This window comes from Xanthomonas sp. BRIP62418 (assembly GCF_003993495.1).
GTDB lineage: Bacteria > Pseudomonadota > Gammaproteobacteria > Xanthomonadales > Xanthomonadaceae > Xanthomonas > Xanthomonas euroxanthea.
The window spans coordinates 100848-117446 of record NZ_QEZG01000019.1 but is presented as its reverse complement, the minus strand read 5'-3'; the positions used below and the strand labels follow the sequence as shown (position 1 = coordinate 117446).

General features: G+C 66.2%; 18 protein-coding genes. 10 read left to right on the top strand and 8 right to left on the bottom strand.

Annotation, left to right across the window (positions count from 1 at the left end):
* The first annotated feature begins 4 nt into the window (after positions 1-4).
* Positions 5-1330, top strand: coding sequence for a GTP-binding protein (locus EO174_RS00675; RefSeq protein WP_126941622.1), 1326 nt, complete (start codon positions 5-7; stop codon positions 1328-1330).
* A gap of 171 nt (positions 1331-1501) precedes the next feature.
* On the opposite strand, the gene xopR is transcribed toward EO174_RS00675, so the two are convergent.
* Together xopR and EO174_RS00665 are read right to left on the bottom strand one after the other, a co-directional pair.
* The gene (gene xopR / locus EO174_RS23370; protein WP_126941621.1) at positions 1502-2734 is read right to left on the bottom strand and encodes a type III secretion system effector protein XopR; all 1233 of its coding nucleotides are present in this window, start codon (positions 2732-2734) and stop codon (positions 1502-1504) included.
* A gap of 97 nt (positions 2735-2831) precedes the next feature.
* Positions 2832-3707 (bottom strand): EamA family transporter, encoded by an 876-nt coding sequence (locus EO174_RS00665; protein WP_164740026.1) that lies wholly within the window; start codon positions 3705-3707, stop codon positions 2832-2834.
* Positions 3708-3773: 66 nt separating this feature from the next.
* Between EO174_RS00665 and EO174_RS00660 the strand changes: the two genes are divergently transcribed.
* From EO174_RS00660 to EO174_RS00635, 6 genes are all read left to right on the top strand, one after another.
* A complete protein-coding gene (locus tag EO174_RS00660; protein WP_126941619.1) occupies positions 3774-4436 on the top strand; it encodes an alpha/beta hydrolase in 663 nt (220 codons plus the stop codon).
* A gap of 78 nt (positions 4437-4514) precedes the next feature.
* Complete coding sequence (gene zapE / locus EO174_RS00655) at positions 4515-5609, top strand: cell division protein ZapE (protein ID WP_104649585.1); 1095 nt, start codon at positions 4515-4517, stop codon at positions 5607-5609.
* A gap of 2 nt (positions 5610-5611) precedes the next feature.
* Positions 5612-6292 (top strand): hypothetical protein, encoded by a 681-nt coding sequence (locus tag EO174_RS00650; RefSeq protein WP_241239955.1) that lies wholly within the window; start codon positions 5612-5614, stop codon positions 6290-6292.
* 106 nt (positions 6293-6398) lie between these two features.
* Positions 6399-6860 (top strand): MarR family transcriptional regulator, encoded by a 462-nt coding sequence (locus EO174_RS00645; protein ID WP_104583930.1) that lies wholly within the window; start codon positions 6399-6401, stop codon positions 6858-6860.
* Between the two features lie 104 nt (positions 6861-6964).
* On the top strand, positions 6965-7393 hold the full coding sequence (locus EO174_RS00640; protein WP_104583929.1) for an organic hydroperoxide resistance protein: 429 nt from the start codon (positions 6965-6967) through the stop codon (positions 7391-7393).
* Between the two features lie 284 nt (positions 7394-7677).
* Positions 7678-8379 (top strand): alpha/beta fold hydrolase, encoded by a 702-nt coding sequence (locus EO174_RS00635; protein WP_126941618.1) that lies wholly within the window; start codon positions 7678-7680, stop codon positions 8377-8379.
* 256 nt (positions 8380-8635) lie between these two features.
* Here the strand turns inward: EO174_RS00635 and EO174_RS00630 are convergent, their stop codons facing one another.
* On the bottom strand, positions 8636-9502 hold the full coding sequence (locus EO174_RS00630; RefSeq protein WP_126941617.1) for a DUF2884 family protein: 867 nt from the start codon (positions 9500-9502) through the stop codon (positions 8636-8638).
* Positions 9503-9662: 160 nt separating this feature from the next.
* Between EO174_RS00630 and EO174_RS00625 the strand changes: the two genes are divergently transcribed.
* Positions 9663-10073: a hypothetical protein gene (locus tag EO174_RS00625; protein WP_164739289.1), complete on the top strand. Its 411-nt coding sequence runs from the start codon at positions 9663-9665 to the stop codon at positions 10071-10073.
* A 70-nt stretch (positions 10074-10143) separates the two neighbouring features.
* Here the strand turns inward: EO174_RS00625 and EO174_RS00620 are convergent, their stop codons facing one another.
* The 4 genes from EO174_RS00620 to EO174_RS00605 all read right to left on the bottom strand — a co-directional run bounded on the left by EO174_RS00620 (position 10144) and on the right by EO174_RS00605 (position 13585).
* Positions 10144-10446, bottom strand: coding sequence for a hypothetical protein (locus tag EO174_RS00620; protein WP_126941615.1), 303 nt, complete (start codon positions 10444-10446; stop codon positions 10144-10146).
* Positions 10447-10592: 146 nt separating this feature from the next.
* Complete coding sequence (dkgB, locus tag EO174_RS00615; RefSeq protein ID WP_126941614.1) at positions 10593-11396, bottom strand: 2,5-didehydrogluconate reductase DkgB; 804 nt, start codon at positions 11394-11396, stop codon at positions 10593-10595.
* A 69-nt stretch (positions 11397-11465) separates the two neighbouring features.
* Complete coding sequence (locus tag EO174_RS00610; protein ID WP_126941613.1) at positions 11466-12494, bottom strand: NADP-dependent oxidoreductase; 1029 nt, start codon at positions 12492-12494, stop codon at positions 11466-11468.
* A 119-nt stretch (positions 12495-12613) separates the two neighbouring features.
* Positions 12614-13585, bottom strand: coding sequence for an aldo/keto reductase (locus EO174_RS00605; RefSeq protein ID WP_126941612.1), 972 nt, complete (start codon positions 13583-13585; stop codon positions 12614-12616).
* Between the two features lie 230 nt (positions 13586-13815).
* Here EO174_RS00605 and EO174_RS00600 point away from each other — a divergent pair, with 230 nt between their 5' ends.
* Together EO174_RS00600 and EO174_RS00595 are read left to right on the top strand one after the other, a co-directional pair.
* Positions 13816-14670 carry a class I SAM-dependent methyltransferase gene (locus EO174_RS00600; protein WP_126941611.1) on the top strand — a complete coding sequence of 285 codons (855 nt, stop codon included), beginning with the start codon at positions 13816-13818 and terminating at the stop codon, positions 14668-14670.
* Between the two features lie 356 nt (positions 14671-15026).
* On the top strand, positions 15027-15599 hold the full coding sequence (locus EO174_RS00595; RefSeq protein ID WP_126941610.1) for a pseudouridine synthase: 573 nt from the start codon (positions 15027-15029) through the stop codon (positions 15597-15599).
* Positions 15600-15997: 398 nt separating this feature from the next.
* On the opposite strand, the gene EO174_RS00590 is transcribed toward EO174_RS00595, so the two are convergent.
* Entirely contained in the window at positions 15998-16429 is a 432-nt protein-coding gene (locus EO174_RS00590) for a hypothetical protein (protein ID WP_104583920.1), read from the bottom strand.
* Between the last annotated feature and the right edge of the window lie 170 nt (positions 16430-16599).

Sequence of the window (16599 nt, the reverse complement as noted above, 5' to 3'; positions counted from 1 at the left end):
CAGGATGTCCCTGTCCCCCAAGCGCGATCCACGCCTCCCCGTCACCGTGTTGTCCGGCTTTCTTGGCGCAGGCAAGACCACCTTGCTCAATCGCCTCCTGCACAACCGCGCCGACCTGCGCGTGGCGGTGATCGTCAACGACATGAGCGAGATCAACATCGACGCGCAACTGGTGCGCGATGGCGGTGCGGCCTTGCGACGCACCGAAGAGACGCTGGTGGAATTCAGCAATGGCTGCATCTGCTGCACGTTGCGCGATGATCTGCTGCAGGAAGTGCGGCGGCTGGCCGAGCAGAAGCGCTACGACTATCTGCTGATCGAATCGACCGGCATTGCCGAACCGATGCCGGTAGCGGCCACCTTTGCGGTGCGCGATGCCGACGGCTTCAGCCTTGCCGACATCGCCCGGCTCGACACCATGGTGACGGTGGTGGACGGCAGCCGCTTCCTGCAGGATTTCGGCTCGGCCGCCACGCTGGCCGAGCTCGGCCAGCAGGCCGGCCCGGACGATACCCGCGGGCTGGTGCAGTTGCTGGGCGAACAGGTGGAGTTCGCCGACGTGCTGGTGATCAGCAAGTGCGACCAGATCGACGCACGGCAGCTGCAACGCCTGCGCGCGGTGTTGCGTGCGCTCAATCGCGAGGCGGCGATCGTGGACGCCGTGCAGGGTCAGGTACCGCTGGAACAGTTGCTCGATACCGGCCGCTTCGATTTCACCCGTGCGCAGCTGGCACCGGGCTGGATGCAGGAACTGCGCGGCCAGCACACGCCGGAGACCGAGGAATACGGCATCAGCAGTTTCGTCTATCGCGCACGCCGGCCGTTCCATCCGCAGCGCTTTGCGCGCATGGTGCAGCGCGGGCTGCCGCAGGTGATTCGCAGCAAGGGCTTTTTCTGGCTGGCCAGCCGCATGGATTGGGTCGGCGAATTGTCCAGCGTCGGCGGCGCGACCCAGACCAATGCAGCCGGCTTCTGGTTTGCCGCACGCCACCGGGTGGATGCGCACGCCATCGGCGAGCCGCTGCAGACCAGCATCACGCCACTGCCGTATACCGATATCGGCTGGCAGCGTCAGCAGACGCAATGCTGGACCGCGCCACTGCCGCGCCTGCACGAAGTAGGCGATGCCGGCGAATACGCCGCGATGCAGCGGTTGTGGCACCCGTTGTGGGGCGACCGCCGCCAGGAGCTGGCGGTGATCGGCGTGGACATGGATGCGCCACGCACGCGCGCTGCGCTGGATGCCTGCCTGCTCAGCGACTACGAACTGCGCCAGGGCCCGGCGCAGTGGCAGCTGCTGGACGATCCGTTTCCGCACTGGGAGCGTTGATGGCGGGCTGGATTACGCTGTCGACATCCGTCGTTCGTTGTCTGGATGCGAACGGCTGCGGGCTTGCATCTCCGGTGTGGCGTGCAGATGCGCCGCTACGTGGCGACGCGTCGCATGCCTCACAGGCGGCAGCCGGGCAGCGCGCACGTGCAAGCAGCGCTGTCCGGACCCTCAGGAGTAGCCGTTGTCGATGGCCTCCTGATGGGCATCCCTTTCTTTCCTGACGGACTGCCGGCGCTCTTCGGCGGTGGTGGGGATGCCGGCCATCAGCCGTGGCGCTCCCAGCCTTTCCAACTGGTCGTCGGTGTTTTTGACGATCTGTTCCAACGCGAGCATGTTTCGGTAGCCCTGCATCATGCGCTGCAGGCGCCGTATCTGGTCGTCGGGTGCGTCGCCTTTCTTCAGGGACTCCAGGCGTCGTTCCGCGCGCGCATAGTTTTTGGCCAGGGCAGTTCTGTCGACGGATTTGCGCCGTGCCTTGAGGACTTCGCGGCGATTGTGCTGCATGACGTCCATCTGGACCATGGCCAGGCCGCTGGTCGTGGTCCGTGGTGCACGGATGTCTTCCATCGGTGCAAGCGCGACCAAGAGTGCATCGAGCTGACTATCGCGGACCTCATTGCGCCGGGCTATCAGGACCGCACGCGTCTCGAGCAGTTGTTGCTCCTCCGGAGTGGCCTCGCGGTCCTCGATGAACAGCTGTTTTTGAATGTCGCTGCACCGCTTGGTTATCTCGGCCAATTCCTGATCCAGGCTGCGCAAGGAGGGGGGCCTTCCGAGCTGGGGGCGTGCAGAGGACACCGACGATCGCGAGGGCTTGGGCGTGATCGGCACCGAATCCGACGCCGGCATGCCGTGCTGCGGCGGTGGCCCCTCGTCACGGCGCATTCTTTCGGGAACAGGCGCCTGCATTCTCGGATCGATGGGACGTTGCTGCCCGTGCAGCTGCTGCGCACGCGATGGCTTAGACGGAATCGAAACGGACGGCCCGGTGGGCGGCGCCTGCTGCGGTCGCGGCCACTGCACCCGCTGATGATCCGTTCTATGGGGCATGGGTGGTTGCCGACGCTCATCGACGCGGGTTTGCTTCCCGTGCATCTGCTGCGTGCGACCGGGCGTCACCGGTGGCGTGCGTGCAGGTGGGCTCTCCACTGATTCAAGCGTCGGGGAGCCCATGCACGTCAACGGCAGCTGCTTGCGCAACGATGCCAGCGATCTACGCGCGGAGGCGAGCATGCCGCGATGCGAGTTCGGTGTGCCCTGTGCTGCGGCGGACTTGGGGGCTCGAGACAGCGGGTGCTGGGGTGAGGCGCCTGCAATCAACGGCGTCGTTTCGGTCGAGTTGGCGCTGTGCGGGTCCGGCGCGACACGAGGACGGCTGCCGAATAAGTGACTCAGGCGCATCACACACTCCCGTGGGTCATCTGCACGCATGATAGCCAGCGCTGCCGCGCCCTCGAGGCGAGTTGCGAACCGGAGTCGCGCCGGCCGAATGCCTTCGTCAGCCCAACCGCATCCCCCAGGCGATCGCCGCAATTGCCGGTGCCGCCAGCAACAGCCCCACCCATCCACGGCGGCCGATGTGCTCGCCAAACCCCAGTTTGCCGACGAGCGCTCCCAGGACGACCACGCCCAGGTTCATGCTGGCGAAGACGGTGGCCGGGCTATGCGGCAGCAGCTGATGGGCGCGCACGTAACACAGGATGTTGCCGAAGTTGAGCGCGCCTAGGAGTACGCCGGCGAGCAGGTTGCGCAAGCTCAGACCTGCGACACTGCCCCGGCGGATGCCTTGCAAGCCAAGCATCAGTACCCATGCCATGGCAAAGCACAGCGTCAATGACGTCAACGAGGGCGTGCCGGCCTGTGCAATGTGCTTGAGCAGCAGGTCGATCAGGGCAAAGCCCATCCACACGCCTGCCAGCCATGGCCAGCCGAAGGAGGTCGGCGTTGCATCCGCAGCGGTGTGGTGACGTGGCCGTTGCAGGATGCAGACGATGGCCAGCAGGCCCAGACCCAGTCCCGCCAGCTTCCAGGCATTGACCGGTTCACCGAAGAGCGTGAAGGCCGCCGCCAGCGAGAGCAGGAGCGAGAGCCGTTGTGCAATGTCGGTGCGTACGATGCCGGCGGTGACGACCGCACGTGCCAGCAGCATGAAGATCGCAGGCAGCGCAACCGCCAATGCGAACAGTGCCAGCCAGGGCGTGGTCGGCGCGCGCAGCGTGTCCAGCGACGGATGCAGGGTCAGCCACGCCAGCAGCGCGGCGGTGGCGTAGTTCCAGGTGATCGCCTGCGCAGCGTCCAGGCGATAGCGCGGCAGCAGCTTGAGGACCACCGACACCAGGACACTGCAAACGACGGCAAACAACAGAAAATGCATGGGCAACGCAACGAAGTGTGCAGGCAGGGCGATGAACGCGGCCGGCGGGGCGGCTATTATGACGGTATGTCCAACCCCTTATTCCCCACCGAATCGGCTGCGTTGACGCTGGATGGGCCGGTCGGCCCGCTGGATGTCGCGGTCGATCTGCCCGAGCCGGATGCCGCCGTGCAACCGGTCACCGCCATCGTCTGCCACCCGCTCTCCACCGAGGGCGGCAGCATGCACAACAAGGTCGTCACCATGGCGGCGCGCGCGCTGCGCGAGCTGGGGATCACCGTGGTGCGCTTAAATTTCCGCAGTGTCGGCAATTCGGCCGGTGCGTTCGACCATGGCGATGGCGAGCAGGACGACCTGCGCGCGGTTGCCGCGTGGGTGCGCAGCCAGCGCCCGGGCGACACGCTGTGGCTGGCCGGTTTCAGCTTCGGTGCCTATGTGTCGTTGCGTGCTGCCGGCTCGCTCGAGCCGCAGGTGCTGATCTCGATCGCGCCGCCGGCCGGGCGCTGGGATTTCAGCGACGTGCAGCCGCCGGCGCACTGGCTGGTGATCCAGGGCGATGCCGACGAAATCGTCGACCCGCAGGCGGTGTACGACTGGTTGGAAACCCTGGAGCAGCAGCCCGAACTGGTCCGCATGCCCGACACCAGCCACTTTTTCCACCGCAAGTTGATCGACCTGCGCGGTGCGATCCAGCATGGTGTCCGGCGCTGGTTGCCGGCCGCCGTCTGACTGCGGCAGGGCCCATGCGTATCGCCCGGCGATGCGCCGTTGAGCGGGCAAGGCAGCAGCCGGCCCGCGGAGAACACGATGAGTGAGATGACCCCGTCGCAGCGCTACGCCGCCGGCGTACAACGCGGCGACTGGCGCGCCGACCCCGCGCAGCAGGCGGCCCTGGCGGAACTGGATCGTATCCACGAGGCACTGGTGGACAGCGCGCAGGACGGCTGGCTGGATCGGCTGTCGGCGTTCTGGAAGAAGCCCGAGCCGGTGCGCGGCCTGTATTTCTGGGGTGGGGTGGGGCGCGGCAAGACCTTTCTGGTCGACCTGTTCTACGACGGCCTGCCGATCAAGCAGAAATACCGCACGCATTTCCATCGCTTCATGCGCGGGGTGCACGAGCAATTGCGCGAGCACGCCGGGCAGAGCGATCCGCTGGCCAAGATCGCGCAGCAGTGGCGGGAGAATCTGCGCGTGCTGGTGCTGGACGAATTCTTCGTCACCGACATCGGCGATGCAATGCTGCTGGCGCGCCTGCTGGAACGCCTGTTCGCCGAAGGCGTGACCCTGGTGACCACCTCCAACACCGCGCCGGAAAACCTCTACGCCAACGGCCTGCAACGCGACAGCTTCATGCCGGCGATCGGCCTGCTGCAGAAGTTCTGCGTGGAACTCTATGCCGAAGGCACCGAGGATTACCGCATGCGCGCGCTGACGCGCTCGCCGGTGTATCGCGCGCCGCTGGATGCGCAGGCCGACGCGTGGCTGCTGCAGCGCTGGGGCGAACTGAGCGGAAATTCCGAGGCGCGCAGCGGCAACATCGAAATCGAGGCGCGCAAGATTGCCGTGCGTGCGCGCGGCAAGAGCATCGCCTGGTTCGATTTTGCCGCGCTGTGCGAGGGCCCGCGCGGCCCGGGCGACTATATCGAGATCGCGCGTGAGTTCACCACCGTGTTGCTGGGCGGCATCCCGCACTTCGACCGCATGAACGAGGACGCCGCGCGCCGCTTCGTCAATCTGATCGACGAGTTGTACGACCGCCATGTCAACCTGGTCTGCACCGCGCAGGACGCCCCGCCGGCGTTGTACAGCGGCCAGCGCCTGGCCGGCGCATTCGAGCGCACCGCCTCGCGCCTGATCGAGATGCAGAGCGCCGACTATCTGGCCACCGCGCATCGCGCATAGGCATGCAGGCGCGCCCCGGCCCCGGACTCCACAAGATCGTCGTTGCCGACGAAGACCGCGGCCTGGGCCAGTTCGGCGGCGGTGCCTGGTTGCACGATGCCGCGCAATGGCCAACGGATCCAGCGACCGGACAGCCGATGCTGCCCATCGTCATGCTTACCGGGTCGTTCCTGCCCACGCCGTATCTGCCCGAGGAGATGGCGCTGACCGTCTTCGCCTCGATCGAACGATCTGGCGGCGGTCACAGCCGATCGTCGCTCCGCAGGCTCACCGTCAATCAGCAAGGTGAATGCGACAAGCTCGCACTGGGCCACAGCAAGGTGCTGCTGCATCGACGTGCCGCGCAGGAAGTGTGCGTCGGTGACGGTGCATTGTTGCTCGGGCGTCATTGGGTCGGGCTGCAGCCATTCAATGACGACGACATGGCCGAAGAACTGGAAGACGACGACAACGGCGCAGGGATGAGCAAGCAACTTGGGCGACCGTGCTGGGTGCACGATCCCATCCATACGAGCCCGCGCTACTACTTCCTTGCCCAGTTTGTAGAGTCGCAATTACGCCGCGTCGATCCCGGCTACGCCGGCCTGTTCGGTGATGGCACCGGTTATCTGTTTGCAGACCAGCGTGCCAGGAAGCTGGGCGACGGTGCTGCGGCGGGGCATTTCTTCATCCAGTTCACCTGAGCCGTGGCTCAGGGCGGTGGCGTGGCAGTGGCGCAGCCGCTTACCCGCGACAACGGCACATCGGAAATCGCTTGCTATTAAATAGCGTGCGATGTAGATTGCAGCCATGGACACCGCCACAGCCCCCACCGCCCGGACCGACGCGCTGCTACAGCTCGACAACCAGCTGTGCTTTGCGCTGTATTCGGCCAACCTGGCGATGCACAAGCTCTACCGCGGGCTGCTCAAGACGCTGGACCTGACCTATCCGCAATATCTGGTGCTGCTGGTGCTGTGGGAAACCGACGGCCGCAGCGTGTCGGAGATCGGCGAGCGCCTGTTCCTGGACTCGGCCACGCTGACCCCTCTGCTCAAGCGGCTGCAGGCCGCCGGACTGGTCACCCGCACGCGCGCTGCCAGCGACGAGCGTCAGGTGATCATCGCGCTGACCGATAGCGGCCGCGCGCTGCGCGCCAAGGCCGGCGCAGTACCCGAGCAGGTCTTCTGTGCCTCGGCGTGCTCCCTGGAGGAATTGCGTCACCTCAAGCAGCAGCTGGAGACATTACGCTCCAACCTCGGCGCGGGGTAAGGCGAGCCAGCAGTGCCTATGTACCATGCAACAGATCGCACACGATTCAATCGCCAACTATTCATTTACATCACGCGCTGACAGCGCTCACCTGGAGAACCACCATGGCTGTACTTGAAAAAGTCCTCTACACCGCCCACGCCACTGCCACCGGTGGCCGCGAAGGCCGCGCCGTGTCTTCCGACAAGGCCCTGGACGCCAAGCTGTCCACCCCGCGCGAGCTGGGCGGTGCCGGCGGCGATGGCACCAACCCGGAGCAGCTGTTCGCTGCCGGCTACGCTGCCTGCTTCATCGGCGCGATGAAGGCTGTCGCGGCCCAGGACAAGCTCAAGCTGCCGGGCGAAGTGAGCATCGACAGCAGCGTCGGCATCGGCCAGATTCCGGGCGGCTTCGGCATTGCCGTGGAACTGCGCATCGCAGTGCCGGGCATGGATCAGGCCGAACTGCAGGCGCTGGTCGACAAGGCCCACCAGGTCTGCCCGTACTCCAACGCGACCCGCGGCAACATCGACGTCACCCTGACCCTGGCCTGATCCACGCCAGCATCGCCACCCGTGCCCATGGGGTGGCGCCAGAAAACGGCCCGGCGCATGCGTCGGGCCGTTTTGTTGCAGCAGCGCGGCGCAGCTGCGCAGAACCACCGGCGACCGGCGTCGCCGACAGCGCAACCTGGCACGCCTGCGGGACGAGACGCCATAGCAGTCGATGCGACGCGCATCTGGATGCGCATGCATGTGCTGGTGATGTGCATCGCCGCGCGGCACACTGTTGCGATGACAGTGCCTGTTTCTGCGCCCTCGATCGGACGCTGCTGCGCATGAGCGCGACGCGTCCCACCTTGTTACTGCTTCCCGGTCTGCTCAACGATGCGCAGTTGTGGCACGCCCAGCGCGCGGCACTGGCCGACGTTGCCGACTGCGTGGTCGGCGACCTCACCCGGGGCGAGAGCATGCGCGCGCTGGCAACGCAGCTGCTGGTGCAGATGCCGCCGCGCTTTGCATTGGCGGGGTTTTCGCTGGGTGGCTATGTCGCGCAGGACATCCTGCGTATCGCCCCTGAGCGCGTCGAGCGGCTGGCGTTGCTGGATACCTCTGCACGTGCCGATTCGCCCGAGCGCGCGGCACAACGGCGCGCGCAGGAAGCGAGCGTGCGTGGCGCCAGTGCCTTCCACGGATTCGGCGAACGGCTGCTGCGGCACTATGTGCACCCCTCGCGCTGGCACGACGAGGCCTTGCTGGAACGGGTGCGTGGCATGACCCAGCGTCTGGGCGTGGAGGTATTCCTGCGGCAGAACCGGCTGGAGCGGGCGGACGGCCGCGCACTGCTGCGCGCCTATGCCGGCCCGCTGCTGGTGCTGTGCGGTCAGGACGATACGATCACTCCGCCTGCATTGCACGAGGAAATGGCCGCACTGGCAGCGCACGCGCGGCTGGTAAAGGTGCCTGCCTGCGGGCATCTGTCGCCACTGGAGCAGCCGCAGGCGGTATCGGATGCGCTGCGCCACTGGTTGCTCGCCTGACTGCGGCAGCCGAGCTGACGCAACCACGCCTGTGGCCGTGCGACCGCCCTGCGGCAGATGGCGTCAACCAGCGCGGACTGAGCCAGCTCAAGACCAGCGGTTCTGGCAAGACCATCAACGCGCCGTTGGCTGACACGTGATGCATGCATGCACCATGTCATGCGCACTCACCGCAACCGGACAGCCGACGCGAGCCAGTGTGCTGCGAGAACCGATTTGCAGGTACGCCCATGCCGCCTGCACTGCATCGCCGCTGTCAGTGCGCCGCCGTCACCACGACGCTATTGGACGCCGGTAGATCGGATTGGTCGTTCTGCCGGTGCGTGTCGAGTTCCAGCATCTGCAGCCGCTCGCCCTGGAAGCGATATTCCAGCGCCTGCTGCAGCCCATACAGTGCCTGCGCCTGCGTGCACAGCGTCCGTGCCTGCGCTTCCAGCGCCTGACTGCGTGCCTGCATCTGCTGCTCCATGCGTGCGTCCAGTTGTTCGCCGCGCTGCTCCAGCTGCGCAGTGCGTCCGGTCATCACCGTCCACATGACGCTGCGGGTCAGGCTGCCGGCTAGGTCGTCGGCAGCGCGTTCGACACTGGCTTCGAACCGTTCGTCGAACAGTGCCTGTTCCCAGCGCCCACGCCCCAGCGTGGCATCGACCTGCGCAAGCGCGGTGCCGCGCAGGCGCTCGACCTTGCGCTCCTGGCGCGTACTGTCGGTGAGCATCTGCACCACCCCGGCCAGTGCGTCGAAGCTGATGTCGACCACCGAGCGGGCAATGGCGGTCACGGCCGGCATCAAGGCGCGGGCACCTTGCTCGAGGTCGCGCAGGCGTTGCGCATCGGCAGCGCTGACCGGTTGTGGCTGGCGGTCGATGTTGAGCTCGCCACCGTGGAAGAAAATCTCGCGCGGTATGCCTTGCTTGCGACGCAGCCAGATGCCACCGCTGTCGGCCAGCACGTCGTAGGAGGTCCTGACATCGCACTGCTCGGCGGACACCTGCGGCCTGGCGGCTGTGGCCTGTGCGCTACAGGCCGCCAGCAGCAGGAGCGGGGCCAGGACGGTGGGCAAGCGCATGACGATGCCTGGGAGCGGGGATGCGGCAGCATGGCGCGCGGCTGCGCGCCTTGCCATGGGCAGGAAGTCAGGGTGCCGCGGCGGCGGCCGGGGCCGATGGCGCACCGCGTGAGCGGGGTCGAGCATCGGCGCGCCGACATCTTCCAAACGTTTGGCTCACTCGATACTCACGGTGTATGGTGTGAATTATGTTGCACAGCAGCATCGGAGCTTAGCAATGCGCGACTCACGCATCGACAAGGTTGATCTGGCACTCACCGAGATTGCCAAGGACCCATCGGAGAAGGTGGCGCTCTGGCAGTGGGCGTGCCGCGAGATGCTGCACGAGACGCTGATCGGCATGCACCAGCTCTCGCATCTGGCCGGCATTTCCCAGCAGGTTGCCAATGACTGGCGCGCACCGGTGGACGTGATTGCACCGGAAAAGCCGTACCTGGCCGCCTCCGCACTGGCCGACCGCCGTCTGCCGCAGGTGCTCGATGGCCTGGGCAATACCCACGACGACAATGCCCGCGCCACGCTGTGGCGGTTGCGCTATGCCAGCCTGATCGCCGCCACGCTGCAGGGCATGCAGGCACTGGCCGACAAGCACCGCATCGATCGCCAGGCGATGGCGCTGGGGCAGTGAGCTGAGGCGCTGCGCGGCCGCACGGGCTGCGCAGTGGTCGCAGTGGTCACGTTACGTCAGGACGGTCGCTTCAATGCCGGACCGCGGTTTCTTCCAGATGGCGCCACGCATGCCGCACGATCCAGCGCGCCTGGTCCCAGGGCACCGAGAGCATCGGTCGATAGTGGTAATAAGCGTCCTGCAGCACGCGGTACAGCTGCGCTTCGGTCGCGCGCGGATAGGCCAGATAGATCTCGTAGCCGAGCGTCAGTAACCGGGCGTAATCGGCAAAGGCGTAGCCACCCAGGTGGCCTTCGGCGTGAACATTGCGCCAGTAGGCGATCTCTGTATCGAGATTGACGGTGCGGCGGGTCAAGACGGATGCGCTGTGCATGGGTAGGACTCCGTTGCCGAGGCTACCCCCCTGTGCCTGGCACCGTAGCAGCGCCTGCCGTGTGCAACCAGCACGCGACGACGAGCGGTCGCCGCGGTGGCGGGGCCACGGACCGGACAGCGCCGATCCGTGGCGACACCGGGACCTCAATCCCAGTCGGGTGCGATGGCCTTCGGATTGGCCAGGCGCTGGCCGCGGTCCAGGGCGGCGATCTCGGTCATGTCCTGCTCGCTCAACCGCAGCGTTTGCGCCTTGAGATTGCTTTCGAGATTGTCGCGCTTGGTCGAGGACGGAATCACCGAATACCCCTGCTGCAAGGCCCAGGCCAGCGTGACCTGCGCCGCAGTAGCGTCGTGGCGCGCAGCGATTGCCTGGATCACCGGATCCTTCAGCACCTCGCCCACGGCCAGTGTCATGTACGAGGTGACATGGATACCCTGCTCGCGCAAGAACGCGATCAGGGTGCGGTTCTGCAGATACGGATGCACTTCGATCTGATTGGTGGCGATGGCATCGGCCCCCAGGATCTCGATGGCCTGCCTGATCAGCGCGATGGTGAAGTTGGACACACCGATCGCACGGGTCAGGCCCTGCTGCCGAGCCTGGCTCAAGGCTTCCAGATACTCGCGCATCGGCACCTGATCCTTCGGCGAAGGCCAGTGGATCAGGGTCAGATCGACATGGTCGGTGCCCAGTTTGCGCAGGCTGTCCTGCAGGCTGGGCAGCAAGGCGCTGCGTTCGAACTTGTCGACCCAGATCTTGGTGGTCAGGTACAGCTGGTCGCGCGGCAGCCCGGAGGCGGCGATGGCCTGGCCGACCTGCTCTTCGTTGTCGTAGATCTGCGCGGTATCGATGGCGCGGTAGCCCAACGCCAGTGCGTTGCGCACCGAGTCGATGACGACCTGGTCCTTGAGGCGAAAGGTGCCGAGGCCGAATGCGGGGACTGTCATTGTGTTCCTTTGGTAATCGGGAATGGGGAATCGTAAAAGCGGGGAACGTATCCGGCGCTGCGAGTCGAGCTAGTCGAGGGCAACAACGGCCTTGCCGAAGTTCTCGCCGCGCAGCAGGCTGATCAGGCCCTGCGGGGCGCTGTCCAGGCCGTGCAGGATGTGTTCGCGGTACTGGATCTGGCCCTCGCGCAGCCACTGGCCCATCTCGCGCAGGAAGGCGGGCATCAGGCGGATGAAATCGTGCTGGATGAAGCCGCGCACGGTCAGCCGCTTGCGCAGCACCTGCCCCATGAACTCCGGCAGGCGATCCGGCCCCGGCGAGGCCTGGCCGCGGCTGTTGTAGGTGGCGATCACGCCGCAGACCGGGATGCGCGCGAAGTCGTTCAATTGCGGCAGTACCGCGTCGAAGACCTTGCCGCCGACATTCTCGAAGTAGACGTCGATCCCGTCCGGGGTGGCCGCGCGCAGCTGCTCGGCGAAGTCGTCGGCGCGGTGGTCCAGTGCAACGTCCACGCGCAGCACCTCGCGCAGGTACCGCACCTTTTCCTCGCCACCGGCAATGGCCACCACGCGCAGGCCCTGCAGGCGCGCCAGCTGGGCCACGGTGGCGCCGACCGGCCCGCTGGCCGCCGCCACCACCAGGGTTTCGCCGGCCTGCGGCTTGCCGATTTCGTGCAGGCCGGCGTAGGCGGTGAAGCCGGGCATGCCGTATACGCCCAGCGCGGTGCTGGGCGGCAGGGCATCGTCCTTGGGTAGCTTGCGCAGCGGCGTGGTGGGCGTGAGCAGGCTATGGCTCTGCCAACCGCCGGGCAGCACCAGCAGGTCGCCGGGCTGATAGCCGGCATGGTGCGATTCGAGCACCTCGCCGACGGTGCCGCCTTCCATCACCGCGTCGATCTCCACCGGTGCGGCGTAGGACGGGCCGTCGTCCATGCGTCCGCGCATGTACGGGTCCAGCGACAGGAAGCGATTGCGCACCAGGATCTGTTCGTGCCCGGTGGGCGGCAGGGCAACCTCCTCAATGCGGAAATTGTCGGCGCTCGGCTCGCCGTGCGGGCGTGAGGCCAGCACGATGCGGCGGTTGGTGATCGATGTCATGGGGATTCCTTGCGGAAAGGGCCGCGCGTACGCGGCCGGAAGGCACAGCCGCGCTGGCGGCTGCACGCGGGAAGACGTGTGTCCGTCGCTGCGATGCGCGCGTGCTGCAAACCGATGCGTCAGGCCGCGTCGGCCGGCTCGGGGGCGCTTGCGGCATCGAGCTGTGCAATCTGATCGGCGCTCAGCGACAGCTGTGCAGCGGCCAGCACATCGTGCAACTGGGTCACGCTGGTGGCACTGACGATCGGTGCGGTCAGGCCCGGACGCGCGATCAGCCAGGCCAGTGCGATCTGGGCCGGCGTCGCAGTGTGGGTGGCCGCCAGATCGTCCAGCGCCTGCAGGATGCGCAGGCCGCGCGGATTGACGTATTGCTTGACTACCGAGGCGCCACGCGCGCTGCTCTTGCCGGCGTCGTCGGCGCTGCGGTATTTGCCGGTCAGAAAGCCGCTGGCCAGCGAGTAGTAACTGATCACCCCGAGCTCGCGCTCGCGCACCAGCGGCTCCAGCTCGGCTTCATAGCCGGCGCGGTCGTAGAGGTTGTATTCCGGTTGCAGGCTTTCGTAACGCGGCAGCTTGTACTGCTCGGAAACATCCAGGGCGTCGCGCAGGCGGGCGGCGCTGTAGTTGGACGCACCGATTGCGCGCACCTTGCCCTGCTCGATCAAGCGGCCGAACGCGGCCAGCGTGGCTTCCAGCGGAATCGATGCGTCGTCTTCGTGCGCCTGGTACAGATCGATCACATCGGTCTGCAGACGGCGCAGCGAATCGTCCACTGCAGCGGCGATATTCTCCGGCGACAGGCCCGGATGCTCGCTCCACTTGGCCACCTTGGTGGCGATCAATACCTTGTCGCGTTTGCCGCTGCGTGCGAGCCAGCGCCCGATGATGGTTTCCGACTCGCCACCGCGGTTGCCCGGCACCCAGCCGGAGTACGCATCGGCGGTGTCGACCAGATTGAAACCGGCATCGACGAAGGCATCGAGCAACGCAAACGAGGTCGTCTCGTCGGCGCTCCAGCCAAACACATTGCCACCGAAGACGATCGGTTGAACCTGCAGGCCGGAGCGGCCTAACGCGCGGGAATGGGTCATCACGGATGCTCCTGATTCGAACTGCCGACAGCATAGTCATGCGTGTCGATGTTGCGTGTGACACCTGCGTGGATTCTGCGTTCCGCCGATCGCCCTCCTCGACTCACATCATTTGAACATGTCGCTTCCCGCCTGGTGCGACGCGTCATGCGGCGCCTTGATCCATGCACATGGCAGGCTTCCGGCCGCATGCTAGGCTCGCGCTACTTTTTCCCGCAAAGGGCGCTGCGATGATCCGCAACAAGCTGGTGTGTGCATGTGTGGTGGGGATGGCAGTGGCGATGAGCGCGCCACTGGCAATGGCAATGAAACCGGCCGATAGCGCCAGCCTGCCGGCGCCCGACGCGGCGCTGCAGAAAGCCATCGACGGCAACTGGCGCGATCGTGTCTACGTGCAGCGCGATGTCTATCGTCATCCGGGCCAGACGCTGGCGTTCTTCGGCATCAAGCCGACCCAGACCGTCATCGAAATCACGCCGGGCGGCGGCTGGTACTCGGAAATCCTGGCGCCGTACCTGCGCGACAAGGGCAAGTACGTGGCGGCAGTGGTCGACCCGGCGGCGGTGCCGGAAGGCCGTGGCCGCGATTCGGCACAGCGCGGGCGCGAGGAGCTGGAGAAGAAGTTTGCCGCCAAGCCGCAGGTGTACGGCAAGCCGTCGTTCGTCTCCTATGTGCCCAAGACGCCCTCGTTCGGCGTGGATAACTCGGCCGATCTGGTGCTGACCTTCCGCAACGTGCACAACTGGCGCATGGCCGGCAATGCCGAGGCGATGTTTGCCGGCTTCTACAAGGTGCTCAAGCCCGGCGGTGTGCTTGGCGTGGTCGAGCACCGAGCCAAGGCCGACGTGCCGGCCGACGACAAGAGCGGCTATGTCGGCCAGGCGCAGTTGATTGCGATGGCAGAAGCGGCCGGATTCAAGCTGGCCGGCAAGAGCGAGGTCAACGCCAATCCGCGCGACACCAAGGACTATCCCGGTGGCGTGTGGACGTTGCCGCCGAGCAACAGCCACGACAAGGCCGACGATGCCAAGTACAAGGCGATCGGCGAGAGCGACCGCATGACCTTGAAGTTCGTCAAGCAGTGAGGCTTTGCCTGCATGCCGACGCATCGCGCGTCGGCGTGCAGGTCTTTGGCGGTCCGTCGCGGTGCGTCGCTGCTGGAACGACGTGCGCCATGCGATGACGGCGCTACCAGGCGCACAGCCATACAGATAGCGCAGTCAGCACAGTGACGGCCAGCCAGGCCGACGCTGCGGTGGTCGCCCGCAGCATGCCAATGCTGCGGCACGGCCCGCGTCGCGATGCTCGCTACGTCAGCGTTCATCGCCGTTGCAGGCAGGTGCAGCGCCTCGGCGTCGCGCGCGGCGCGACTTCTTCAATCCGGTGCACGACCCACGCGCCACGTGCGTGGCATGCAACGCTCTTGCGCAACAGGACTGGCATGTTGGTGTTGTTGAACAAACCCTATGGCGTGCTGTCGCAATTCAGCGACCGCTCGCAGCCGCCCAAACGCACGCTGGCCGAATTCGGCTTGCCGGCCGATGTGTACGCGGCGGGCCGTCTGGATCACGACAGCGAAGGCTTGTTGTTGCTGACCGACGATGGCGCATTGGCGCATCGCCTGACCGACCCGCGCCACAAGCAACCCAAGACCTATTGGATGCAGGTGGAAGGCGACCCGGCGCCTGCGCACCTGCAGGCCTTGCGCGATGGCGTGCTGCTCAACGACGGCCCGACCCGTCCGGCCAAGGTGCGCAGGCTCGACCCGGCACCGGACCTGTGGCCCCGCGATCCGCCGGTGCGGGCCCGCAAGACCGTGCCAGATGCCTGGCTGGAACTGCAGATCACCGAAGGCCGCAATCGCCAGGTGCGGCGCATGACCGCCTCGGTCGGCCTTCCGACCCTGCGTCTGATCCGCGTGGCGATCGGCGACTGGACACTGGATGCGCTTGCGCCCGGCCAATGGCGCATCGAACAGCCGCATGCGGCGCGGCCGGGCAGGACACGACGCTGAGCCTGGTGCATCCTGTACCGCGGTAGCATCACCGCACGCGACGCTGAGTTGATGCATTCAGTACACCGGTCGCTTTACTGCACCGCCCATGCAGCATTACCCGCTGGATTGGCAACGCAGGAAGGATGCAACGGTTGCGTGTCTGGATGGCCGATCCATTCCAACGATGCCTCGACCCGCAGTGCTTCAGGACATGCTTGCTGAGAGGGGCGCGGGTGTGGACAGGCAATGCGACCCACGTGGTCGGTGATGGTCTGGACCCGCACATGGTGTGCCGCATTCCTCGACCGCGCGAGTGGGTGTCGATGACTTAGCGAGGTGGTCGCACCGATGTCATCCGCAAACAAAAACGCCACGGCACAGGGCCGTGGCGTTGTCGCTTCGCTTGGCAGTACGGCTTATTCGATGCCGTCACTCGGCGTCACTGCGCCGCGGCGCTGGTAGGCCGCACGACGCGCGCTGGCATTGCTGGCGTTTTCGCGATCCAGGCGGTGCACGTTGCCGCCGGGGAGCTGCTGGTCACGCTGGCGTTTGCGATACACGGCATAACCGATCAGGCCCAGGCCGGCGACGGCAGCGGCCACGGTGACGGCCGGGTTGCGCTTGACCGCTTTGCCAACGACCTTGCCGCCGGTCCGCACGGCACCCAGTGCTGCGCCGGTCTTCAACCATTCGCTGGCGCCCGGGCCGAAATGACGCAGGCTGCTGCCTGCATGACGGGCCTGATCACCAGCATTGGATGCGGCGTGACGCAAGTGGTCGCCAGCATTGCCAGCCAGTTCCAGGGCACGCTCCAGGGCGCGTTCGGTGATCACAGTCAGCTTGCTCATTGGAGGCGTTTCCTTTCTGAGTACGTGGGCCGCAGTGTGTGGGCTGATGCGTATAGACCGTGTTAGCGGTGGTGGAGCTTGTTTGGCTTGCGGTTAAGTAATGCGGTGGGGCGCATTGGGCGCGGGCGTCTGAGTAGCGGTAAATAACAGAGCGATGCGCATGCGCGTCG